Source organism: Delftia sp. CH05 (genome assembly GCF_009827015.1).
Taxonomy (GTDB): domain Bacteria; phylum Pseudomonadota; class Gammaproteobacteria; order Burkholderiales; family Burkholderiaceae_C; genus Comamonas; species Comamonas tsuruhatensis.
In genome coordinates, this window is record NZ_WUMG01000033.1 from 1 (window position 1) to 22,774 (window position 22,774).

The window sequence follows — 22,774 nt, forward strand, 5'->3', positions numbered from 1 at the left end:
AGCGGGGGCAGCGGGGGCAGCGGGAGCCGCTTCCGACCCATCTTCGACTTCCTCCCGCCCGGCCGCTGGCCGCAGCGCCCGGGCCGATTCCAGGCCCGCAGCGGTGCCCGTTGCCAAGGAACCGAAACCCCAGTCCAAGCCAAAGACACGGCCAAGGCCCCAGGCCAAACCCAAGGCGGCGGCCGAGAAATCCAGGCCGCCCGTGGGCGTGACCGCCCAGGCCCAGGCCGGGCAGTTGCAGGCGGGCCTGCGCATAGAACCGCGCCTGCGCATGGAGCCGGTGGAGGAATGGCTGGGCACGGGCGGCACCCCGGGCGCCGCTGGCGCAGCCGGAACACCCGGGACACCCGAGGGCGGCGCCGCATCTGCGGCTCCCATGTTCGATGCGGGCAGCGAGCAGCTGGCCGAGGCCAACAAGCGCGTGCAGGCGCTGGAGGCCGAAATGGCGGCCTTCAAGAAGCGCGACACCGCCGACCGTGGGCAACTGGCCCAGCTACGGGCCGAACTGGAGGCCATGCGCCAGGAGTCGGGCGGCTCGTCGTGGCTGTTCAATGCGCTGCTGCTGGCGCTGATCGCCGCCGTGGCCGTGATCGCATGGATGGCCTGGAAAATGCGCTCGGGCGCCTCGCTGTTCTCGCGCGAGCCGGATGCCTGGCGGGAATCGGTGGAGCGTTCGTCGCAGGACCCCGTGCCGTCGAGCCCGCCGCATTCGCACGATGACGGGATCAACACCCTGCCGCATTCCCTGGACCCCCATCGGCCCACGCGGCCCATGGCACCCAGCCTGCGTGAACACCGGCCTGCGCCGTCGCCGGATGATCGCCGTGGCCCGGATACCCTGGCCTCGCCCTATGTGCAGCGCGGCGCGCAGATGCGCCCTGGCGTGACCTACGAGCTGCATGAGGACGTGGACCCCGGCGACTTCGGCCCGGCCACCATTCCCGTGCCTGTGTCCGTGCAGGCCGAGCTGCCCGAGCCGGAGGGCGAGAAGACCGCAGCGCGCTCGCCTGCGCCCGAGGCCATCAAGGCCCGGCGCATGGTGCAGCCCGGCGAAATGTTCGACGTGCAGCAGCAGGCGGAATTCTTCATCTCGGTGGGCGAGCACCAGCAGGCCATCGAGCTGCTGCGCTCGCACATCGCCACGCATGAGGATTCCTCGCCGCTGGCCTATCTGGAGCTGCTGCACCTGTACTACACGCTGAGCCGCCGAGACGACTTCGACCAGCTGCGCGCCCGCTTTGCCAAGCATTTCAACGCCCGCGTGCCGGCCATGCCGGGCTTCACCGACAAAGGCAGCAGCCTGCTGCAGGGCTATCCCGAGCAGCTGGCACGCATCGAGGCGCTGTGGCCTGTGGACGAAGTCGAGGACTGCCTGGCGCACTACCTGTTCAAGCAGGACGGTGCACCCGACCCCGATGCGCCAGCCCCCTTCGACCTGGCCGCTTTCGATGACCTGCTGCTGCTGCTGTCCATCGCGCGCACCTCGCCTGCCGGAACGCGCGGCGAGCCCGGCCCGCGCGAGCGCACCACGCCGCGCATGGTGGCGGGCACGGCCGCAGCCGGCGCAGCCACGGCCGGCGCAGCCGTCCTCGCATCGGCCGCGGAACCCGCTCCCGCACCGGCCGCCGCTGCCGCCTTCATGGATGTGGATTGGATGGCCGAGCTGCAACCGCCTCCGGTAGAGGCCGCACCGCAGCAGGCTGCCTCTTCCCTGTCGCCGCAGGATCCGGGCCTGGAGTTCACGCCCATGGACACGCAGGCGCTGTCCACGGTCTCCGGTACAGCCGGTGAGAAGGCAGCCGACAGCCGCGCGCCGGACTCCCTGTCCGCGCCGCTGCAGTTCGAAATGCAGCCGCTGGACTTCGACCTGGATCAGGCAGGCCAGCTGCCTGCCGGCCAGGTGCGTGCCGTTCCGCTGAGCGAGACGCCGTCCTTCATCCACGATGCGGCGGCACCGCTGCTGGACATAGACCTCACCGCGCTGGGCGAGGATGAACTGCCCACGGTGGACGTGCCTTCGCGCTTTCCGCCCGTGGTGCTGTCGGCGCCCGGCTCAGGCCCCGTGGGCTTCAGCGAGCACAATCTCAAGGCGCCGCTGAGCATGGATCTGGCGCTGGAGAACTGGGAACTGCAACCGCCCGAAACCCTTCGCGATCACCGCGGCCTGGACGAGCCCTTGAGCCGCTCGGTGGACATGCTGCTGTCGCGCGAGACCGACCCGGCCTTTCGGACCACGCCACAGGCTCCGTCGCCGCAGGGTGACGGCAAGGAGCCGTCCAAGGACTGAGCCAGGTGCACATGCAAAAAAGGGAGCAGATGCTCCCTTTTTTGATGTGTGGTCCCGCAAAGGATCAGTTCGCAGCCTGCATGCTGGCAAGCAACTGCTGCGCCGCCGCTTCCGGGTCCTCGGCATTGACCAGTGCCCGCACCACGGCCACCGAGCCCACGCCCGTGGCGCGCACGGCCGGGAATTGGTCGGCCGAGATGCCGCCGATGGCCACCAGCGGATAGCGCTGCATCAGGCGCACATAGGCGCCCAGGCGCGCCAGGCCCTGCGGAGCCGTGGCCATTTTCTTGAGCGTGGTGGGAAAGACGGCGCCCAGCGCGATGTAGCTGGGCTGCACGGCATGGGCGCGCACCATTTCGGCATAGCCATGCGTGCTCACGCCCAGGCGCAGGCCCGAGGCGTGGATGGCCTGCAAGTCGGCGCCGGCCAGCGCGTCCAGGTCCTCCTGGCCCACATGCACGCCATAGGCGCCGGCATCGATGGCCTCGCGCCAGTGGTCGTTGATGAAGAGCAGGGCGCCCGTGCCTTCCACGGCGGCCACGGCGGCGCGCACTTCGCGCGCGATGGCGTCGCGGTCCTCGGACTTGAAGCGCAGCTGCACGGTGGGCACACCGGCGCGGGCCATGCGGCCCACCCATTGCGCGTCGGGCAGCACGCCGTACAGGCCCAGGGACCTTGGGCACTCCGGGAAGGCCAGTGCGGGATCGGCGCCCTCCAGGCCGAAGTCGCGCGGATCGTCGGGCCATAGCGTGGCCTCGAAGCGGCCCCTGCGCAGCGTCTGCGCCTGCCAGGCACAGGCCAGCGTCTCGGCGTCGATGGCGATGAAACCCAGGGCGCTGCAGGCCTGCAGCGCCGCAAGATAGGCCGGCTCCTGGCGCTGTGCCTGCGGCACGGGCTGCGAGGGCAGGGCGGAGCCTTCAGGGGCAAAGGTGGCGCCGTGCAGGCGCACGATGGCATCTGCCCAGGATTGGATGGAGTCGTTGCTCATGGCCGGTCTCCTCAGCCGTGGTGCCAGAACGGCGTTCCCAGCACGGGCGTGCTGGGCTGGGCGGCCGATTGCTCGGCCATGGCGCCGGCGCGGTGGGCGGCGTGGCCGGCGTTCACGGCGTCGGCGAAGGCGCCGGCCATGGCGACGGGATCTTCGGACAAGGCCACGGCCGTGTTCAGCAGCACGGCGTCATAGCCCCATTCCATGACCTGGCAGGCGTGCGAGGGGCGGCCCAGGCCCGCATCCACGATCAGCGGCACCTTCAGGCGCTCGCGCAGCGTCTGCATGGCATAGGGGTTGACGGGGCCGCGGCCCGTGCCGATGGGCGCTGCCCAGGGCATGACGGCCTGGCAGCCCACATCCACCAGGCGCTGGCACAGCACCAGGTCCTCGGTGGTGTAGGGCAGGACCTGGAAGCCGTCCTTGATGAGGATGGAGGCGGCCTCGACCAGGTTCAGCGTGTCGGGCTGCAGGGTGTAGTCGTCGCCGATCAGCTCCAGCTTGATCCAGGGGGTCTCGAAGACTTCGCGTGCCATCTGGGCCGTGGTCACGGCTTCCTGCACGGTCATGCAGCCGGCCGTGTTGGGCAGCACGGGCACGGCCAGCTTCTTGAGCAATTCCCAGAAGCTGGCACCGGTCTCGGCGGCATTGCTGCCCTGGCGGCGCAGCGAGGCCGTGACCATGGCGGGGCGGGCACGCTGCACGGCAGCTTCCAGCACGGCGGGCGAGGGGTAGCGGGAGGTGCCCAGCAGCAGGCGGCTGTCAAAGCGCTGGCCGTACAGGACCAGGCTGTCGTCGGAGGAAGGGGCGGAAGTCGTCATGGCGTGAGGCAATGGGAGAGTCGGATGGGGCATCAGCCGCCGGTCACCGGCGAGATCACTTCGAGGCGGTCGCCGTCGTTCAGCGCCTGCTCGGCATAGCGGGTCTTGGGCACGAAGACGGTGTTGATGGCCACGGCAAAGGGCGGGCGCGGCGCAAGCTGGGCCAGCGCGTCGGCCACGGTGGCTCCGTCGCTCAGTTCGGTCGCTTGCTGGTTGATGGTGATGTTCATGGCGGCTGAGGGGAAACGAAAGGCGGGTACGGGGGGCTTGTTCGATCTTAGGCAGAGCCGGTCTTGTCGGCCCTGCATGCATGTCCGGTCTGTTGTGCGTGAAAGTGCCGTGCGTGCCGTTCAGGCGGCTGCCTTGTGCTGCGATGGCGCATGCTCGACGGCAACATCGAAGCGGCGGGCCAGTTCGGAATCACCGCTGTCGAGCAGCTCCAGCACCACGTCCAGCATGGCCGGCGCGATCATGAAGCCATGGCGGTACAGGCCGTTGACCTCCATCACGCGCGGCGCGCTCCAGCGCACGGCCGGCAGATTGTCGGGCAGGGTGGGGCGGCACTGGGTGGCGATCTCGACGATGCGGCCCTCGGCAAAACCCGGATGCACGGTGTAGGCGGCGCTCAGCAGCTCCAGCGTGGAGCGCACGCTGGCCGGCGACATGTCGTCGGATTCGATCTCGGTAGCGCCGATGACGAAGAGGTGGTCCTCCTTGGGCGCAATGTAGATCGGATAGCGCGGATGGATCAGGCGCGTGGGCCGCTGCAGCGTGACCTCGGGCGCATGGATGCGCACCACCTCGCCGCGCACGCCGCGCAGCGCAGGCCACTGGCCGCGTGCGCCCAGGCCCCGGCAGTCCAGCACCCAGTCGGGCTGGCCCGGCGTGCCGGGACGGAAGTCGGCCAGCTCGCGCGGCTGGTTCCAGTGCTGCTCCACGCCCAGGCGGGTCAGCGTGGCGTGGAGCGCGGCCAGCAGCTGGCGGTTGTCGAGCTGGCCTTCGCCCTGCAGGTACATGGCCTGGGCAAATCGCCGCTCAAGCGCGGGCTCGCAGTCGTGCAGGGCCTGGTCGGCCAGCGGCTGCAGCGCGGGAAGGCTGGGGTTGATGCGGCGGTTTTTCTCCAGCAGGCCGAAGAAGCGCTGGGCATCGCCCGCGTCCTGCCGGTGCCAGAGGATGAGTGTGCCGTATTGCTGGAAGAACACGGGCGCATCGAGCTGGGCCAGCAGTTCGGGCCAGCGCGTCAGGCCGTGCTGGCCCATGCGCACCACGCCGGGCTCGGTGATGGCCGATTCCGCCAGGGGCGCGAGCATGGCGGCGGCCACGCGGGCCGCGGCGCCATCGCCTTCGGGGCCGTGGGCGTCGTATACGGCAATGCCGTGGCCGCGACGGGCCAGCGCCAATGCCAGCAGCCGGCCCATGAGGCCGCCGCCCAGAATGGCGATGCGGGAAGAAGCTTGTAGAACGGACATGTGCATCTGGTGGTCAAGTGCGCCCATGCCCGTGGGACTGCCGGCCGGCTGTCCGCGCACAGGGCATGTGCTGGACAAAACGCGGCGTACCACCCCGATTGATTGAAACTCCCCACGCCAGCATGACCTGGATCGGGTGCAGGGGCGCTGCGCGGCAAGGTGCCTGTGGTGCAGGCTTGTGCGGCAGGGGGCTGGTCGCCCCGGGGCCCCAGGGTGTTTCTCAGTCACGCATCGGTGAGGCGGGCCAGGCCCTGTTTCACCGACGGGACACCCCTGTTTCGTCCGTCAGCAGGCATTACAGCACATCCCGCAGCTGCCGGTATTGACCATGCGCATGGGTGATAATTTTCGCCCATGACTGCCGACCACTCCCCTTCGACCGCCGCATCCCCCGAACCGGCTCCCGCCGCGCGCAAGCGCTATGCACGCGTGCTCATCATCGCGGGCTCCGACAGCGGCGGCGGCGCCGGCATACAGGCCGACCTCAAGACCTGCAGCGCCCTGGGCTGCTACGGCATGACGGCCATCACGGCCATCACCGTGCAGAACACGCTGGGCGTCAGCGGCATCCACGGCATTCCCGTGGACATACTGCGCGGCCAGATCGATGCGGTGGTCGAGGACATCGGCGCCGACGCCGTCAAGATCGGCATGCTGGCCACGCCCGAGGTGGTGCAGGTGGTGGCCGATGCCATCCGCCGCCACCAGCTGCGCAACGTGGTGCTCGACCCCGTGATGGTGGCCACCAGCGGCGACCGGCTGATTGCCCCGGAAACCGCCTCCGTGCTGGTGCGCGAACTGTTCCCCCTGGCCACCGTGGTCACGCCCAATCTGGACGAGGCGGCGCTGCTGCTGGGCCACTCCATTGATGGCATAGACGCACTGGGCGGCGCCGTGCAGGAACTGCTGGCGCTGGGCGCGCCGGCCGCATTGCTCAAGGGCGGGCACTTGTCGGGCGATCTGGTGGTGGACCTGCTGGGCCATGGCAACGGCCAGCGGCTGCGCCTGCAGTCGCAGCGCATTGCCACGCACAACGGGCACGGCACGGGCTGCACGCTGTCTTCGGCGATTGCCTCGCACCTGGCGCTGGGCCTGCCGCTGGAGACGGCCGTGGCCCAGGCGCGCGAGTACATCCTGGGCGCGATTGCGGCCGGTGCCGATGTGTTCACGGGCGCCGGCCACGGTCCGCTGAACCACGGCTATGCGCCGCGCGCGCAGGTCGTGGTCAACGGCTGAACGTTCGGCGCAGCGCCTGGTTCACCAGCCCCAGGTCAGGCTGCGCGCCACCCAGCCCTTTTGGCCGTTGTCGCGCTGGACATGGGCCCAGGAGCCCTGCTTCTTGAGCGTGCGCACCACCTCCAGCTCAGCCAGCTTGCCCACCACGCGGTGTTTCTGGCCCGGGCCTGCGCGCAGATTGGCGGTGCGCCCGGTCACCACCATGTGCGGGGTCTTGCCGGTCAGCGGCGCATGCACCCAGCCCAGCGTGCTCTCGTTGTCCCTGACGCGCAGCCACTGGCCCTTGCGCTGCACCACCTGCAGCGGATAGCCCTTGCCCAGTTCCCACAGCGTGGCCGAGCGCGTGGTGGGCTGCTGCCGCACATTGACGCTGGATCCCTTGACGCTGACGAACTCGCGCGCATGGGCGGCGGCCGGGGCCAGGGTGGTGGTGAGGACGGCGAGGGCGGTGGCGGCTGCGGCCATCCAGCGGGCGGCACGGCTTTTGTTGCAAGACACGGGAACAGGTCTCCTTTCGTTTGAGAAAGGCTGGCGCGCGAAGACTTTCCGGCGCGAGCCCGGGGAAAGCGCGTGGGATCAGGCGATGTAGCTATAGTTCCTGAATGAAACTGACGTGCGACGCCCCGGCTTCATGCGCAACCGGGCAAGCTTGCCTTACGCTTGCCGCACAACCGTGTTTTCCAGGAGGGCTTGTATGCACCATGCTGTTTCCCGATCCGGCGCCCATGTCCGGCACGCTGCAATCCTGACGGCCTGTCTTGCCGCGGGACTGGCGGATGCGCAGGGACCAGAGACGCAGGCGCAGGAGGCGCAGGCTGTGGCCACAGCCGCCGAGGGCCGCGATGCGGCCAGGGCGCAGGAGGGTGCGGTGAATCGCCCGGAATTCGGACCCGCGCTGCTGGCGGCCGCGCAGGCCGGCGAAGCGCTGCAGGTACGCGACTGGCTCAAGCGCGGCGCACCTGTCGATGTGCGTGACCGGCAGGGCAATACGCCGCTGCTGCTGGCCGTGCGCGGCAACCATGTGGAAGTCGCGCGCTCGCTGCTGGTCCATGGGGCCAACCCCAATCTCAAGAATGACCTGCAGGACAGTGCCTATCTGCTGGCCGGTGCCCTGGGCCGCCTGGAGATACTGCGCATGACGCTGTCGTACGGCGCCGATCTGCAAAGCACCAACCGCTACGGCGGCACGGCGCTGATCCCGGCCTGCGAGCGCGGCCATGTCGATACCGTGCAGGCCCTGCTGGCCGCCGGTGTACGGGCCGACCATGTGAACCGGCTGGGCTGGACCTGCCTGCTCGAAGCCGTTTTGCTGGGCGACGGAGGCCCGCGCTACCAGGACATCGTCCGCCAGCTGATCGCGGCCAGGGCCGATCTCAATCTGCCCGACAAGGATGGCGTGACCGCCGTCGTCCACGCCCGCCAGCGCAGCCAGCATGAGGTGGAGCGCCTGTTGCAGGAGGCTGGAGCGCGCTGATCGGCGCAAGCGAAAACGCCTGAAACCAGGGGTGATGCGCCAGATTCAGACGGGTCTGATTGCTTTGGAAAGGCTGCGTTGCAAATGATTCCCATTTTCAACGTGGATCTTTGCCATGCGCACAGCACATTTGCTATCTCGACCCTTCGTCTCCGGCCCCCAGTCGTGCCTTTTTTCGGTGTTCGCTGCGGCGCTGGTCACGCCCGCTTATGCGCAGGACGCCACTGCCGATGAGCGTCAGGTGCAGTTGGCGCCCTTGACCGTCTCCGGGCAGCGCTCCACCGGCTCGCGCACCGAGGCATCCGAATCGGCCAAATACGCCAAGCCGCTGCTGGATGTGCCGCAGACCATCACCGTGGTGCCCGGGCAGGTGCTGCAGGAGCAAAACGCCCTGAGCCTGCAGCAGGCGCTGTCCAATGTATCCGGCATCACCTTCAATGCGGGCGAGGGCGGTGCAGGCTCGGGCGACAGCATCAACATCCGCGGCTTCAGCGCCAACGCCAACCTGCAGATCGACGGGCTGCGCGACAGCGGGCAGAAGAGCCGAAGCGATCTCTTCAACACGCAATCCGTCGAGGTCATCAAGGGACCCAACTCGGTCTTCGGCGGCGCGGGCACCTCGGGCGGCAGCATCAACATGATCAGCAAGCAGCCCAAGGCCCATGACTTCACCGAGGCCGACGCTGGCCTGGGCACGGCCAGCTACCGGCGCCTCACGCTCGACACCAACAGGGTGCTGGCTGGCGGCAAGGCTGCCATGCGCCTGAACCTCATGGGCCATGACAGCGACGTGGCGGGGCGCAATGCCATCTTCAAGCGGCGCTGGGGCGTGGCGCCCTCGCTGGCCCTGGGGCTGAATTCGCCCACGCGCCTGACCCTCGGCTTCTTCCACCAGAACGATGACAATCTTCCCGACTATGGCGTGCCGGCCTTTCGCGGCAAGATGCTCGATGGCGTCTCGCGCAATGCCTATTTCGGCTGGCGCAACCTTGATCGGGAAAAGATCGGCCAGGATGCCCTGACCGCGAAGATCGAGCATGATTTCGCCTCGGGCGCCAAGCTGCAGAACCTCTCGCGCTACTCGCGGCTGAGCCGCGATACCGTGATCTCGGCCTCGCATGTCGATCTGAGGGGCATGCAGCCTGGCTACTACCGGCCCGCAGGTCCGCAGGCCTATGGCCGCGATGCGGCCACCACCCTGTGGATCAACCAGACCAACCTGACCCAGCGCTTCGACACAGGCGTGCTGGGGCATACGCTGGTCACGGGCTTCGAGATCGCACGCGAGACCTATGACCGCACCACCTCTTCCTACAGCATCAACCGGCAGTTCCCGGCCGGCGGCTATCCGCTGGCCCGTCCGCCCGGATACTGGACGGGCACCACGGATCTGCAAAACAGCGGAAGGAACGAAACCCGCCTGGACACCCGCGCGCTGTATGCCACCGACTCCATTGCGCTGGGGCCGCGCTGGGATCTGAACCTGGGCCTGCGCTACGACTGGATCGACGGGCGCTCCAACGCCGCAACGGCCGCTGGCGTGCGCACCTCGGTGGACAGTTCCGACGGCCGGCTCAGCGGCCGCACGGCCCTGAGCTTCAAGCCCGCCGACAACGGCCGCATCTACCTGGCCTATGGCACGGCCTTCAACCCCTCCGCGGAATTCCTGGTCTCCAATGGTTCCGGCCTGGATGCGGCCACGGCCTCGCTGGCGCCCGAGAAGAACACCAGCCTGGAGCTGGGAACCAAGTGGGATGTGCTGGACCGCCAGCTGGCGCTGACAGCCGCGCTGTTCCAGGTGGACAAGACCAATGCCCGAGAGCAGATGGCCGATGGCAGCTATCTGCTGGCCGGTGAGCAGCGCGTGCGGGGGCTGGAACTCGGGGCTGCAGGCAAGGTGACTCCGCAATGGGACCTCTTCGCCAACTACACCTTCATGGCCAGCAAGACCCTCAAGTCATTGAACGAGCCTGCGCGTGTGGGCCAGGCGCTGGGCAATACGCCGCGCCATTCGCTGAACCTGTGGACTACCTATGCGTTGCCGCAGGGCTGGACGGTGGGCTATGGCGCGCGCTTCGTGGGCACGCGCAATGTCACCTCGGCCGGCGACGGCAAGCTGTCCGCTTACTGGGTGCACAGCGCCATGGTCGGCTATGAACTCAACGGGCAATGGAAGCTCCGGCTCAATCTCGACAACATCGGCAACAAGGCCTACGTGGCCGGCGTGCGCCAGCGCCTGGGCGAGCAGTCGCGTTCTTCGGCCGTGGAGTACGGAGAGGGTCGCACGGTCAGATTGACCGCGCTCTACCAGTTCTGAGAAGCACGATGGCCTGGTTTCCGGTGCCGTGGGCGCCGGGACGCCGGGACGCCGGGACGCCGGGACGCCGGGACAGGATGAATCAGGCTTGAATCGGGCTGCCCCCAGGGGCAGCTTTTTTCTTTGGCGGCCACCTTGCCTGGGGCAAAAAAAGAGCCCGCACAAGGCGGGCTGGTGATGGTCAGGCCGACGGCAAAAACCGCCGACACGCAAGCATCTTACTGGATCTTGGCCTTTTCGCGCAGCGATTCCTGGAATTGCGCCAGCTTTTGCTGTTGCAGCTGCTGCACGATCTGGGGCTTGACTTCCTCGAACTTGGGCAGTTCGGCCTGGCGCACGTCGTCCTGGCGGATGATGTGGTAGCCGAACTGGCTCTTGACCGGCTCCTGGGTCATGCCGCCCTTTTCGAGCTTGATCAGTGCTTCGGAGAACTCGGGCACGTAGTTGCCGGGGTTGGCCCAGTCGAGGTCACCGCCACGGGCGCCGGATCCGGGGTCCTTGGACTCCTTCTTGGCGATGTCTTCGAACTTCTTGCCGGCCTTGATCTCGGCAATGATGGCCTTGGCGCGGTCTTCCGACTCGACCAGGATGTGGCTGGCCTTGTATTCCTTGCCGCTGTTGGCAGCGACGGCCTTGTCGTACTCGGCCTTGGCTTCGGCGTCGGTCACGGGGTTCTTCTTCTGGAAGTCTTCGAACAGCGAGCGGATCAGGATGGTCTGGCGGGCCAGTTCCATCTGCTGCTTGTAGGCTTCGCTGTTGGCCAGGCCGCGCTTGTTGGCTTCCTGCATGAAGATCTCGCGGGCGATGACTTCTTCCTTGATCTGCCCTTCCATCTCGGGCGTGATGGGGCGGCCGCTTTGCTCGATCTGCTGCTTGAGCACTTCGGCGCGTGCCTTGGGCACAGCCTTGCCGTTGACGACGGCGATGTTCTGGGCCGAGGCGGACAGGGCTGCGGTGCTCAGCACGGCGGCAGTCACCAGGCTGGTCAGAAGCTGTTTTTTCATGCGAATTCCAGAGATGAAGGAAAAATTGATTCTATAGCGTGGATACGCAACAGGCTCCGAATCTTCGGAGCCTGTAAAAGTTCAAAGAACCTCGATGGCGATGGCGTGAGCGCCCTGGTCAATGAATTCTTGCAGCGCATCATACACAAGGCGGTGGCGTGCCACGCGCGGCTTGCCTTGAAACAAAGGTGACGCAATGCGCACGCGGAAATGCGTGCCGAAGCCGGTGCCGTTGGCTCCCACATGGCCGGCGTGCTGGTGGCTTTCGTCGATCACTTCCAGGTGATCGGGGGCGAGGCGCTCGCGCAGCACGGCCTGCATGGCTTCTGCGGTGATGGGCAGTGGATGGGCGGGGGCGCTCATGGCTGCTTGTCCTGTTGCACGCCGGACGGGGGCAGGGCGTCGGGCGTGGCGGCGGCTGCCTCGCCCTTGTCTTCCTGCATGAAGCGGCTCATGTAGATGGCCTGTCCGATCACGAAGACCAGCATCAGCCCCATGCCGCCGAACAGCTTGAAGTTGACCCAGGTGTCGGTGTCGAAGCGGTAGGCGATGACCAGGTTGAGCGCGCCCATCACCGCGAAGAAGGCTGCCCAGCTCCAGTTCATGGTGCGCCAGGCGTTGTCCGGCAGTTGCAGTTGCGCGCCCATGACGGAGCGCAGCAGGTTCTTGCGAAATACCAGCTGGCCAATCACCAGGGCGCCGCCCATGAGCCAGTACAGCACCGTGGGCTTCCACTTGATGAAGGTGTCGTTGTGGGCGAGCAAGGTGGCGCCGCCGAACAGCACGATCACGCCCAGGCTGACCCATTGCATGGGCTCGACCTTGCCATGGCGCACGCGCAGGTAGGCGATCTGCGCGATGGTGGCGACGATGGCCACGGCCGTGGCCGTGTAGATGCCCCAGACCTTGAAGGCGACGAAGAACAGGATGATGGGGAAAAAGTCGATCAGTAACTTCATTGGAAGATTTCGATGGGCTTGGAGTCAGGCATGGTGCCTGAGCGCTTGGCAGGCGCATTGTGGCGCAGCCGGCGCGGCCCGGCATCGGTGCAGGGCCGCGCCGGCTGGGGTTTTTGCGGGCCTGGGGCCTAGGCCTTGGGCGGCTCGAATTCCAGCGACGCGGAATTCATGCAGTAGCGCAGCCCTGTGTCGGAGGGACCATCGGGGAACACATGGCCGAGGTGGGCGCCGCACTGGCTGCAGACAGTCTCGGTGCGCACCATGCCATGGCTGCGGTCCACGATTTCGGTGATGGCGCCTGGGATGGCGCGGTCGAAGCTGGGCCAGCCACAGCCGGCGTCGAACTTGGTATCGGAGTCGAACAGCTTGGCGCCGCAGCAGATGCAGTGGTAGCTGCCATCGGCCCAGAACTGCTCATAGCGGCCTGTGAAGGGGCGCTCGGTGGCCGCGTGGCGCGTCACCTGGAAGGCGGCGGGCTCGGCGCCCTTGGCCTGCAGCTCGGCCTGCCATTCCTGCTCGGTCTTGTGGATGGGAAAGCTCATGATGAACAGCTGATCTCGATGGAGGAAGCCCAGTCGGGCGGGAAGCCTGCCCATTCGGCATGCTCGGCGTGGGGTGCGAACGGGGTCTGCAGCACGGCCAGCAGCTGGCGCACCGCGGTGAAGTCGCCCGCCTTGGCTGCGCGGATGGTGATTTCTCCCAGGTGGTTGCGCAGCACGAAGCGCGGATTCGATTCTTGCATCAGCGCGGCCGCTGCCGTGCCATCCACGGTCGCAAGCTGCCGTACGTAGCCTGCCGCCCAGGCGTCGAAGGCGGGCCGGTCCAGCACCAGGTCGCGCACGGGCTCCAGGTCGGGCTCGGTGCCGCCGGCAGTGGCCACGGCATCGGTCAGGCGGCTGAAGAAGATGGTGTAGTCCACGGCGTTGTCGGCCATGAGCTGCAGCAGCGGGTTCACCAGGGCGGCAAAGCGCGCCTCGGCAGGCGGCGTGCCGGGAGCATCTTCGGGCAGGCCCAGCTTGCGCAGCATGAGAGAGCCATAGGCCTGCGGAAACACCTGCTTGTACGACTCCAGCGCCGCAATGGTCAGCTCCTCTTCGCCGATCAGCGGCAGCAGGGCTTGGCCCAGGCAGTACAGGTTCCAGTACGCGACCTGGGGCTGGCGGTTGAAGGCGTAGCGGCCCTGGGTGTCGCTGTGGTTGCAGATATGGCCGGGGTCGAAGGCGTCGAGGAACTGGAAGGGACCGTAGTCGATGGTCAGGCCCAGGATGCTCATGTTGTCCGTGTTCATCACGCCATGGCAAAAGCCCACCGCCTGCCAGTGCGCCAGCAGCCGCGCCGTGCGCTCACTCACGGCCTGCAGGAAGTTGGCGTAGGCGTTGCCGGCCAGTGCCTCGGCCGTGCGGCATTCGGGGTAGTAGCGGTCGATCACGTAGTCGGCCAGCTGGCGCAGCGGCGCCATCTGGTCGCGCGCCGCAAAGTGCTCGAAGTGGCCAAAGCGTATGAAGCTGGGCGCCACGCGCGCCACCACGGCGGCGGTCTCGATCTCTTCGCGGCGAATGGGGGCGGGCGATCCGGTCACGCTCAGCGCGCGCGTGGTGGGAATGCCCAGGGCGTGCATGGCTTCGCTGCACAGGAATTCACGGATGGACGAACGCAGCACGGCGCGTCCGTCGCCCATGCGCGAGTAGGGCGTGCGGCCCGCGCCCTTGAGCTGGATTTCCTGGCCCGAGGCGGTCTCGCCCAGCAAGATGGCACGGCCGTCGCCGAGCTGGCCGGCCCAGACACCGAACTGGTGGCCGCTGTAGACGCTGGCCAGCGGATGGCTGCCGGGCAGCACGGTATTGCCGGTGAGCGCCTGCAGGGCCTCATCGGAGGCCAGCCATTGCGGGTCCAGGCCCAGCAGCTCGGCAGTGCCGGTGCTGGTGGCGATCCAGTGCGGCTCGGGCAGCGGCGTGGGGCGCAGATGGGTGAAGAAGTCGGGGCCCAGGGCGGCAAAGCCATCCTGCCAGGAGATGGGAAGGCGCGGGGAGGTCGCCGGAGCCCGGCCTTCGGCGGCAGCGTGCAGGTTCATGAGGGAATTGTCCCCCAGCGCCTATGCCCCGTGGGGCGCAAGGTTCATGCGCGCATTCACCGCATGCATTCACGCACGCAGTTGCTGCCGGTACTGGCCCGGCGGCATGCCGAACCATCGGCGGCAGGCGCGAAAGAGGTTGCTCTGGTCCACGAAGCCCAGCAGGTCGGCCACCTCGGCCAGGCTGTGGCGCGGCTCGCCCAGGTACTGCCGGGCCAGCTCGCGGCGGGTGTCATCCAGCAATTGCTGGTAGCTGGTGCTCTCGGCCTGCAGGCGGCGCTGCAAGGTACGGTCGGTCAGGCCCAGCACTGCGGCCACTTCCTCGCGGCGCGGCTCGCCCTGGGGCAGCAGGCGCGCAATCTCATGGCGCACGCGGGCGCCCACGCCGGCCTGGCCCAGCTGGTCCAGCTCGGACTCGACCAGTTTTTCGTGCAGGGCCAGCAGTTCGGGGTTGTGCGTCGGGATGGGCGCGAGCAGGTCGTCTTGCGACAGCAGGAAGCGGTTGGCGCGCTCGCCAAAGCGCGGCAGCAGGCCGAAGGCCTGTCGGTAGCGGGCCTCGTGCAGGGGCGAGGGCGCCTGGGCCATGAATTCCACGGCCAGCGGCTGGACTTCGCGCCGCGTCAGCCAGCTGCACAGCACCAGCAGCGTGAGCACGGCGAACTCCACGCGCTGGCGCGGCACGGCGCGCGTGGCGCCGATGTGGTGTATGGACAGCCAGTGGCCGCGCGCATCGCGCTCCAGCGTGAAGGCGGTGGCGTCCGAGATCACGGCCATGTGGCGCTCCAGGTCACGAAAGCCCGCCAGCAGGTGCGGGCTCGAAGCCAGCGAGTAGCCCACCAGGTCGATGTTGCCGTGGCGCGCGGCCAGCTGCCGGTCCAGGCCCAGCGTGGGATTGGCCGACTGCGCCACTGCCAGCTCCCACAGCCGGCTCACGCGGTCCACATCGATGCGGGTCTGCGAATGCTGCAGTGCGGCAAGGTCGATGTTGGCCTCCTCACTCAGCCTTTCCACGGCCAGCCCCTCGGCGGCCATCATGTCCAGGATGCCCCGCACCCATGCGGCGGAGCTGCTGCGCTGCGTTGTCATGGCCGGGTTTTCCTGGGCCGTCCGGGGCGCCTTTTGCGTTCTGAAGTCACTTTTTTGGCTTGGTTGCGATAGCGGCGTGCGGGCGCGCTGTTCCTAGAATTTTTGCAGCGCGGCGAACGACTGCGCAGTGTGGCCCAAGGGCCGGGCACGGCCCATACGGGAAACCCCAAAATCATAGGAGACAAGCATGTGCACAGGACAGCGGTGGATGGCTGGCGGCATACGCCTGGCCGTGGCTTCAATGGCTTTGTGGCTCGCGGCCTGCGGCGGCTCGGGCGGCGGCGGCCCCGAGTTGCGCGAGACGGCCTACGGCCCCTTGCGCGGCGTGGACGACGGCGCCGCCACGGGCACCTATTACTGGAAGGGCGTGCCCTTTGCCCAGGCCCCCGTGGGCGCGCTGCGCTGGCAGCCGCCGGCCGAGCCCAAGGCCTGGGAGGGCGTGCGCGAGGCGCGCCAGTTCGGCAATGCCTGCCTGCAGATCGGGCGCATGTACGGCCCGGGCGCCAACAACCGCTTCGACGACACCATTGCCTCCACCCTGGGCCAGCCCGTGGGCAGCGAGGACTGCCTGACGCTCAACATCTGGCGCCCGGCCAGCGGCGTCGAGAAGCTGCCGGTGCTGGTGTTCATCCATGGCGGCAGCGCCATCTCGGGCTATACGGCCGACCCGCTGTATGACGGCGCCGCCCTGGCACGCGCCGCCAATGCCGTGGTGGTCACGGCCAACTACCGGCTGGACATCCTGGGCTACATGCACATGCCGCAGATGCAGGCCGGCGCGCCGGCCACGGGCAACTTCGCGCTGCTGGACAACCTGCAGGCGCTGCGCTTTGTGCAGCGCAATATCGCGGGCTTTGGCGGCGATCCGGGCAATGTCACGCTCATGGGCCAGTCGGCGGGGGCCACCAATGTGCTGGCGCTGCTGGCGGCCGAGTCGGCGCGCGGCCTGTTCCACAGGCTGGTGCCCATCAGCGGCGGGCTGTCGCTGCCGTCCAACCTGCCGGCCGGCGTGCTGGCCACGCTCAAGCCGGCTTCGGCCTACGCCACCCAGTCCGCGCTGCTGCTGGCCCATCTGATGGTGGCCGATGGGCTGGCTGCCGATGTGGCGGCTGCGGCCACGGTGGCTGCCGGCTGGACACCGGCGCAGATCGCGGCCTACCTGCGCGGCAAGGACGCCCGCGTGCTGCTGCAGACCCTGGTGGCCAAGGGCCTGACGGGCGCGGGGCCGATTCCCGACGGCCTGCTGCTGCCCACCGACCCCATGGCCGCGCTGGCTGCGGGCCAATACAACCGCATGCCTGTGATGGCCGGCTACACGGCCGAGGAGGGCAAGCTGTTCGCGCCCCTGCTGGCTGCGCTGGGCGGCAAGCCGGGCTTCAGGATCGATGATGCGGCGCGCTTTCGCATGATGCAGTCCTTCGACGCGCAGTCGCCCAATGCGCCGGGCCTGGCCGACATCATCGATGCTGCCTACCTGCCCGTCGATACGCCGGTCACCGGCTACAACGCCCGCATGGCGCAATTGACCCATCTGTTCGCCGATCCCAGCCGCGACCAGTTGCTCAATACGCTGCGCACCCGGCAGGCCGAGGTCTGGAGCTACCGCTTCGACTGGGCGCGCCAGCCCGCGCCCTGGAACACGGTCTACGGCGCGGCCCATGCCTTCGATCTGCCGTTTCTCTTCGGCAACTTCGGGCCATCCGTGTTCTCCCGCGTGACCAACAGCACGGCCAATGCACCGGGGCGGCTGGCGCTGTCGAACGCCATGATGGCCAGCCTCAAGGCCTTCATGCAGACGGGCGACCCGCAGAACGCGGCCCTGGGCCAGACATGGAAGCCCTGGCCGTCCAGCCTGGTCTTCGACGCCGAGCTGGGCGCGACCAGCATCCGGCTGCAGTGAGCGATCAGGTGAGCGAGTAGATGAGCGAGCAGGGGCTTGCCGCGGCAAGCCCCGAGAGATAGCCAACAACAACGAAGGAGACAGGTACCCATGACAGCCAAGACCGTTTTCACACAGGCCTGGCGCTGGCCGCTGGCGGGGGCCATTGCCGCCGCCGCCGTGGGCCTGGCCGCCTGCGGAGGGGGATCGTCGGGCATGCCCGCGCCCATGGGGCCGGGCCAGCAATCGGGCTACATCACCCTGCCGGACGGCAGCAGGATGCGCTACTCGCTGCTGCTGCCCGAGGGGCAGGGCCCGTTCCCGCTGCTGGTCGAGTACGACGGCTATATCTCGGGCTCGTACCCCAACATCAGCAGTCCCTGGACCAAGGAAGGCTATGCGGTCATGGGGCTGAACGTGCCGGGCACGGGCTGCTCCACGGGGGATGACAAGGTGTTTGACGCCAGCGTAGGTGCGGCCGGGGCCTTCGCCATCGAGTGGGCCGGGCGGCAGGCCTGGTCCAACGGCCGCATCGGCATGATCGGCTACTCGTACTCGGGCTACAACCAGCTGTGGGTGGCGGCGCACCGGCCCAAGGGGCTGATGGCCATCACGCCCAGCAAGAATGTGGGCGATCCCTACCGCGACGTGGGCTATCCGGGCGGCATTGCCAACATCGGCTTTCCGGCGCAGTGGTGGAACGGCTTCCCGCGCATCTGGCGCACGGCCGCCGACCTGGCCGTGAAGAACGGCGGCGACACGGAATGCGCCAAGACGGTGGCCGACAACATCGAGAAGATCAAGCGGCCCGAGCTGGACCTCATCAAGTGGCTGGACAACCCCTATGCCGATGGCCTGTACCTGGAGCGCAGCGCCATGCTGCAAAGCGGCAAGATCAATATCCCCACGCTGGGCACGCAGTCCTGGCAGGACGAGCAGATCGGCCCGCGCTCGGGCTACTACGAGGACACCATTGCGCCTGACAGGATGTGGCTGGTCAGCTCCAACGGCGACCACCACACGAACATCACCTCGGACCATATCGACCAGACGCTGAAGCGCTTCCTGGCGCGCTTCGTCAAGGGCGAGGACAACGGTTTCGACAAGGAGCCGCGCGTGCGCCTGCTGCAGGAGATGCAGACCACGGACGCCAAGGCCCCCAATGGCGGCGCCAAGCTCATGCCCACGGGCGAGGCACGGTTTGACCGGCTGCCTGTCCAGGTCAAGCCCCTGCGCCTGTGGATGCAGCCGGGCCAGGCGCTGGGCGACAGCCTGCCTGCCTCCGGCACGGCTTCGTCCAGCTACCGCTATCCGGCCCTGAGTCCGCAGGTGAACAACCCGGCGGCCGAAGGCTGGCCCGCCGTGCCCGCGTCGGAAAAGGATGGCCAACTGGTCTTCACCACGGCAGCCCTGCCGCAGGACCTGAGCTTCTATGGCGAAGGCTCGGCCGACCTGTGGCTCAGCGCCACGGCCGCCAACACCGACATCCAGGTCACCGTGTCCGAGGTGCGGCCGGACGGGCAGGAGATGTTCGTGCAGCGTGGCTGGCTGCGTGCGTCCAAGCGTGCCCTGGACACGGCGCGCTCCACGACGCTGAGGCCGTGGGGCGCGTTCACGCGGGACAAGGACGTGCCCATGGTGTCGGGCAAGCCCGAACTGCTGCGCGTAGAGATCCAGAAATTCGCGCATGTGTTTCGCGCCGGCTCAAGCATTCGCGTGACAGTGGATTCGCCATCGCAGACCGGATACTGGATCTTCGGCAACGACAAGACGCCGTCCACGAACACGCTGTGGCATGACGCGGCGCATACCTCCAGCATCGTCCTAGGGTATATCCCATACGAGCATGCGAAGACGCTGCCGAGTTGCGACAAGACAATGCGTCAACCATGCCGGAAAAACGATGCGCCTGTCCCTGCGGGGATCGGACCCAAGGCGCCGGCCTGAGCCACCCTCCATGCGGGCAGCGGCATCGCGCACCAGGGCCTTGGCCTTGCGCGAATCCGCGGTCCGCAGTTCACGACGTTCACGAAGTTCAATCACCTTAGGAGCCTATAGATGCTGGGTCTGATGCAAAGCCAACCACTGTTGATCTCGTCGCTGATCGATTTCGCCGACCGCCACCATGGCGATGCGCAGATCGTCTCGCGCAGGGTGGAGGGCGATATCCATCGCTATACGTACCGCGACCTGGCACGGCGCTCGCGCCAGCTGGCGAACACGCTGGACGGCCTGGGCCTGCAGCCTGGCGACCGCGTGGCGTCGCTGGCCTGGAACGGCTACCGCCACATGGAGATGTACTTCGGCGTCAGCGGCTCGGGCCGCGTGCTGCACACGGTCAATCCTCGCCTGCACCCCGACCAGGTGGCGTGGATCATCAATCACGCGGAAGACCGCGTCATGTGCTTTGACCTGACCTTCCTGCCCATCATCCAGGCCGTGCATGCCAAGTGCCCCACGGTGCGCCAGTGGGTGGCGCTGTGCGATGCGGACCGCCTGCCTGCCGACAGCGGCGTTCCGGGCCTGGTCAGCTACGAGGCCTGGATTGCCGGCCAGTCCGACCAGTACCAGTGGCCTGAATTCGACGAGAACACGGCCTCCAGCATGTGCTACACCAGCGGCACCACGGGCAACCCGAAGGCGGTGCTCTACAGCCACCGTTCCACCACGCTGCACGCCTACGCGGCCGCGCTGCCCGATGTGATGTGCATATCGGCGCGTGACTCGGTGCTGCCCGTCGTGCCCATGTTCCACGTCAACGCCTGGGGCATTCCCTACTCGGCCGCGCTCACGGGCTGCAAGCTGGTGTTCCCCGGCCCGGCGCTGGACGGCAAGTCGCTGTACGAGCTGATCGAGGCCGAGGGCGTCACCTACGCGGCCGGCGTGCCCACGGTCTGGCAGATGCTGCTGGGCCACATCAGGCCGGGCGGCCTGCGGTTTTCCACGCTCAAGCGCACGGTCATCGGCGGCTCCGCCTGCCCGCCGGCCATGATCACGGCCTTCCAGGACGAGTTCGGCGTGGAGGTGCTGCATGCCTGGGGCATGACCGAGATGAGCCCGCTGGGCACGCTGTGCACGCTCAAGAACAAGCAGCTGCAGCTGCCCAAGGACGAGCAGATGAAGATCCTGCAAAAGCAGGGCCGCGCCATCTACGGCGTGGACATGCGCATCGTGGGCAGCGATGGAACGGACCAGCCCTGGGACGGCAAGAGCTACGGCGACCTGCTGGTGCGCGGCCCCTGGATCGTGGACAGCTACTTCAAGGGCGAAAGCCCGCTCATCAAGGACGCGCAGGGCCGCGGCTGGTTCCCCACGGGTGACGTGGCCACCATCGACCCGGACGGCTTCATGCAGATCACCGACCGCAGCAAGGACGTGATCAAGTCCGGCGGCGAATGGATCAGCTCCATCGACATCGAGAACATCGCCATGGCCCATCCGGCCGTGGCCATGGCCGCCTGCATCGGCATGCCGCATCCCAAGTGGGACGAGCGCCCCATCGTCGCCGTGGCGAAGAGGCCCGGTGCCGAGGTCACGCGCGAGGAACTGCTCAAGTTCTACGAGGGCAAGACCGCCAAGTGGCAGATCCCCGACGACGTGGTCTTCGTCGATGCCATTCCGCTGGGCGCCACCGGAAAAATGCTCAAGACCCGGTTGCGCGAGCAACTGGCCGGCTACCGGCTGCCGGGGCTGTGAGCCGCTGCGGGCCAGCCGCCGTGCCAGGGCATGCGGGGGCATGTGCTGATAGGGGCGGCCGGTCCGAGTCTCGTCGGCGATAGCCGCTAGGGGCAATCACCGATCAGGGCAGGGCACAGGGGCCATTACCCTGGGCCTCGCCCAGAAACCACCACAAGAGGAGACGCTTCATGAAGTTTGCGATCAAGGCATTGACGGCATCCCTGGCCCTGGCTTGCGCCACGGGCGCCATGGCCCAGAAGGGCGAGACGGTGAAGGTTGCGTGGATCGACCCGCTGTCCGGCCTCATGGCCGCGCTGGGTTCCAACCAGCTCAAGAGCCTGCAGTACATCGCCGAGGAGCTCAACAAGGGCACGGCCTCGGGCGTGAAGTTCGAGATCATCGGCATCGACAACAAGCTCAGCCCGCAGGAAACCACGGCAGCCCTGCGCTCGGCCATGGACCAGGGCGTGCGCTACGTCTTCCAGGGCAATGGCTCGGGCCCGGCCCTGGCCATCATGGACGCACTGGAAAAGCACAACGCGCGCAACAAGGGCAAGGAAGTCGTCTACCTGAACTATGCGGCGGTGGACCCGGACCTGACCAACAGCAAGTGCAGCTACTGGCACTTCCGCCTGGATGCGGACACCTCCATGAAGATGGAGGCCCTGACCACGTACATGAAGGACGTGCCCGAGGTCAAGAAGGTCTACCTGATCAACCAGAACTACTCGCATGGCCAGCAGGTCTCCAAGTACGCCAAGGAGATGCTCAAGCGCAAGCGCCCCGATGTGGAGATCGTGGGCGACGACTTCTCGCCGCTGGCCCAGGTGCGCGACTTCGCCCCCTACATCGCCAAGATCAAGCAATCGGGCGCCGACTCGGTGATCACGGGCAACTGGGGCTCGGACCTGGCGCTGCTGATCAAGGCCGCCAGCGACGCGGGCCTGAACAACGTCAAGTTCTATACCTACTACGCCATTGCCACGGGCGCGCCCACGGCCATGGGCGCGGCCGCCGCCGACAAGGTCTACATGGTGGGCTACGGCCACCTGAACCTGCCCGGCCCGCTGGACCGCATCACCAAGGGCTACAAGGCCAAGTTCAACGACGACATGTACACCGGCTCGCTGTACTCGGGCCTGACCATGCTGGACCAGGCCTTCCTGCGCGCCAAGACCACGGACCCGGCCAAGGTGGCGGCCACCATGGAGGGCATGAAGTTCAACAGCCTCAACGGCGAAGTGGAGATGCGCAAGACCGACCACCAGCTGCAGCAGGGCCTGTTCATCTCGCGCTGGGAAAAGGCCGGCGGCAAGTACCCGATGGACTCGGAGAACACCGGCTACACCTTTGTGCCCGTGAAATATTACGAGCCCTATGTGGCCAGTACCCCCACCTCATGCCAGATGAAGCGTCCTTCATGACGCCCAGGCAGGCAGGCTGACTTCGCAAGGGGCGCGAGGCGCCCCTTTCTTTTGCCTGAAATCGGTCAAAACACGGGTTCA

Annotated in this window: 19 protein-coding genes; 8 read left to right on the forward strand and 11 right to left on the reverse strand. The window is 67.6% G+C overall.

Annotation, left to right across the window (positions count from 1 at the left end; translation table 11 throughout):
• Positions 1–202: 202 nt before the first annotated feature.
• Positions 203–2,287 carry a type IV pilus assembly protein FimV gene (locus tag GRX31_RS21335; protein ID WP_237426741.1) on the forward strand — a complete coding sequence of 695 codons (2,085 nt, stop codon included), beginning with the start codon at positions 203–205 and terminating at the stop codon, positions 2,285–2,287.
• Between the two features lie 64 nt (positions 2,288–2,351).
• On the opposite strand, the gene thiE is transcribed toward GRX31_RS21335, so the two are convergent.
• The 4 genes from thiE to GRX31_RS21355 all read right to left on the reverse strand — a co-directional run bounded on the left by thiE (position 2,352) and on the right by GRX31_RS21355 (position 5,565).
• Positions 2,352–3,275, reverse strand: a complete 924-nt coding sequence (gene thiE, locus GRX31_RS21340) for a thiamine phosphate synthase (protein ID WP_043791457.1) — start codon at positions 3,273–3,275, stop codon at positions 2,352–2,354.
• 11 nt (positions 3,276–3,286) lie between these two features.
• The gene (locus GRX31_RS21345) at positions 3,287–4,096 is read right to left on the reverse strand and encodes a thiazole synthase (protein ID WP_016452920.1); all 810 of its coding nucleotides are present in this window, start codon (positions 4,094–4,096) and stop codon (positions 3,287–3,289) included.
• Positions 4,097–4,128: 32 nt separating this feature from the next.
• A complete protein-coding gene (gene thiS, locus GRX31_RS21350) occupies positions 4,129–4,326 on the reverse strand; it encodes a sulfur carrier protein ThiS (protein ID WP_034392649.1) in 198 nt (65 codons plus the stop codon).
• A 120-nt stretch (positions 4,327–4,446) separates the two neighbouring features.
• Positions 4,447–5,565: an FAD-dependent oxidoreductase gene (locus GRX31_RS21355; protein ID WP_160854678.1), complete on the reverse strand. Its 1,119-nt coding sequence runs from the start codon at positions 5,563–5,565 to the stop codon at positions 4,447–4,449.
• 354 nt (positions 5,566–5,919) lie between these two features.
• Here GRX31_RS21355 and thiD point away from each other — a divergent pair, with 354 nt between their 5' ends.
• Entirely contained in the window at positions 5,920–6,801 is an 882-nt protein-coding gene (gene thiD / locus GRX31_RS21360; protein ID WP_133073022.1) for a bifunctional hydroxymethylpyrimidine kinase/phosphomethylpyrimidine kinase, read from the forward strand.
• 21 nt (positions 6,802–6,822) lie between these two features.
• Here the strand turns inward: thiD and GRX31_RS21365 are convergent, their stop codons facing one another.
• Positions 6,823–7,299, reverse strand: a complete 477-nt coding sequence (locus GRX31_RS21365) for an SH3 domain-containing protein (protein ID WP_160854680.1) — start codon at positions 7,297–7,299, stop codon at positions 6,823–6,825.
• Positions 7,300–7,495: 196 nt separating this feature from the next.
• Here GRX31_RS21365 and GRX31_RS21370 point away from each other — a divergent pair, with 196 nt between their 5' ends.
• Together GRX31_RS21370 and GRX31_RS21375 are read left to right on the forward strand one after the other, a co-directional pair.
• Positions 7,496–8,275, forward strand: coding sequence for an ankyrin repeat domain-containing protein (locus GRX31_RS21370; protein ID WP_047327611.1), 780 nt, complete (start codon positions 7,496–7,498; stop codon positions 8,273–8,275).
• A 115-nt stretch (positions 8,276–8,390) separates the two neighbouring features.
• Positions 8,391–10,592 carry a TonB-dependent receptor gene (locus GRX31_RS21375; protein ID WP_160854682.1) on the forward strand — a complete coding sequence of 734 codons (2,202 nt, stop codon included), beginning with the start codon at positions 8,391–8,393 and terminating at the stop codon, positions 10,590–10,592.
• A 218-nt stretch (positions 10,593–10,810) separates the two neighbouring features.
• On the opposite strand, the gene GRX31_RS21380 is transcribed toward GRX31_RS21375, so the two are convergent.
• From GRX31_RS21380 to GRX31_RS21405, 6 genes are all read right to left on the reverse strand, one after another.
• Positions 10,811–11,596, reverse strand: a complete 786-nt coding sequence (locus GRX31_RS21380) for a foldase protein PrsA (RefSeq protein WP_160854684.1) — start codon at positions 11,594–11,596, stop codon at positions 10,811–10,813.
• Between the two features lie 81 nt (positions 11,597–11,677).
• On the reverse strand, positions 11,678–11,959 hold the full coding sequence (locus GRX31_RS21385) for a BolA family protein (protein ID WP_013802780.1): 282 nt from the start codon (positions 11,957–11,959) through the stop codon (positions 11,678–11,680).
• Positions 11,956–12,555: a septation protein A gene (locus GRX31_RS21390; RefSeq protein WP_017406454.1), complete on the reverse strand. Its 600-nt coding sequence runs from the start codon at positions 12,553–12,555 to the stop codon at positions 11,956–11,958. The genes GRX31_RS21385 and GRX31_RS21390 overlap by 4 nt, the downstream gene beginning before the upstream one ends.
• 128 nt (positions 12,556–12,683) lie before the next feature.
• Complete coding sequence (gene msrB, locus GRX31_RS21395) at positions 12,684–13,097, reverse strand: peptide-methionine (R)-S-oxide reductase MsrB (protein WP_016446744.1); 414 nt, start codon at positions 13,095–13,097, stop codon at positions 12,684–12,686.
• Entirely contained in the window at positions 13,094–14,626 is a 1,533-nt protein-coding gene (locus GRX31_RS21400; RefSeq protein ID WP_126312202.1) for a protein adenylyltransferase SelO, read from the reverse strand. Before GRX31_RS21400 ends, msrB begins: the two co-directional genes overlap by 4 nt.
• A gap of 69 nt (positions 14,627–14,695) precedes the next feature.
• A complete protein-coding gene (locus GRX31_RS21405; protein ID WP_047327614.1) occupies positions 14,696–15,712 on the reverse strand; it encodes an AraC family transcriptional regulator in 1,017 nt (338 codons plus the stop codon).
• A 187-nt stretch (positions 15,713–15,899) separates the two neighbouring features.
• Between GRX31_RS21405 and GRX31_RS21410 the strand changes: the two genes are divergently transcribed.
• The 4 genes from GRX31_RS21410 to GRX31_RS21425 all read left to right on the forward strand — a co-directional run bounded on the left by GRX31_RS21410 (position 15,900) and on the right by GRX31_RS21425 (position 22,693).
• Positions 15,900–17,612, forward strand: coding sequence for a carboxylesterase/lipase family protein (locus GRX31_RS21410; protein WP_160854686.1), 1,713 nt, complete (start codon positions 15,900–15,902; stop codon positions 17,610–17,612).
• A 90-nt stretch (positions 17,613–17,702) separates the two neighbouring features.
• The gene (locus tag GRX31_RS21415) at positions 17,703–19,538 is read left to right on the forward strand and encodes a CocE/NonD family hydrolase (protein WP_160854688.1); all 1,836 of its coding nucleotides are present in this window, start codon (positions 17,703–17,705) and stop codon (positions 19,536–19,538) included.
• A 111-nt stretch (positions 19,539–19,649) separates the two neighbouring features.
• Complete coding sequence (locus GRX31_RS21420; protein WP_016446749.1) at positions 19,650–21,287, forward strand: 3-(methylthio)propionyl-CoA ligase; 1,638 nt, start codon at positions 19,650–19,652, stop codon at positions 21,285–21,287.
• A 170-nt stretch (positions 21,288–21,457) separates the two neighbouring features.
• On the forward strand, positions 21,458–22,693 hold the full coding sequence (locus GRX31_RS21425; protein WP_016452910.1) for a branched-chain amino acid ABC transporter substrate-binding protein: 1,236 nt from the start codon (positions 21,458–21,460) through the stop codon (positions 22,691–22,693).
• The last annotated feature ends 81 nt before the right edge of the window (positions 22,694–22,774 follow it).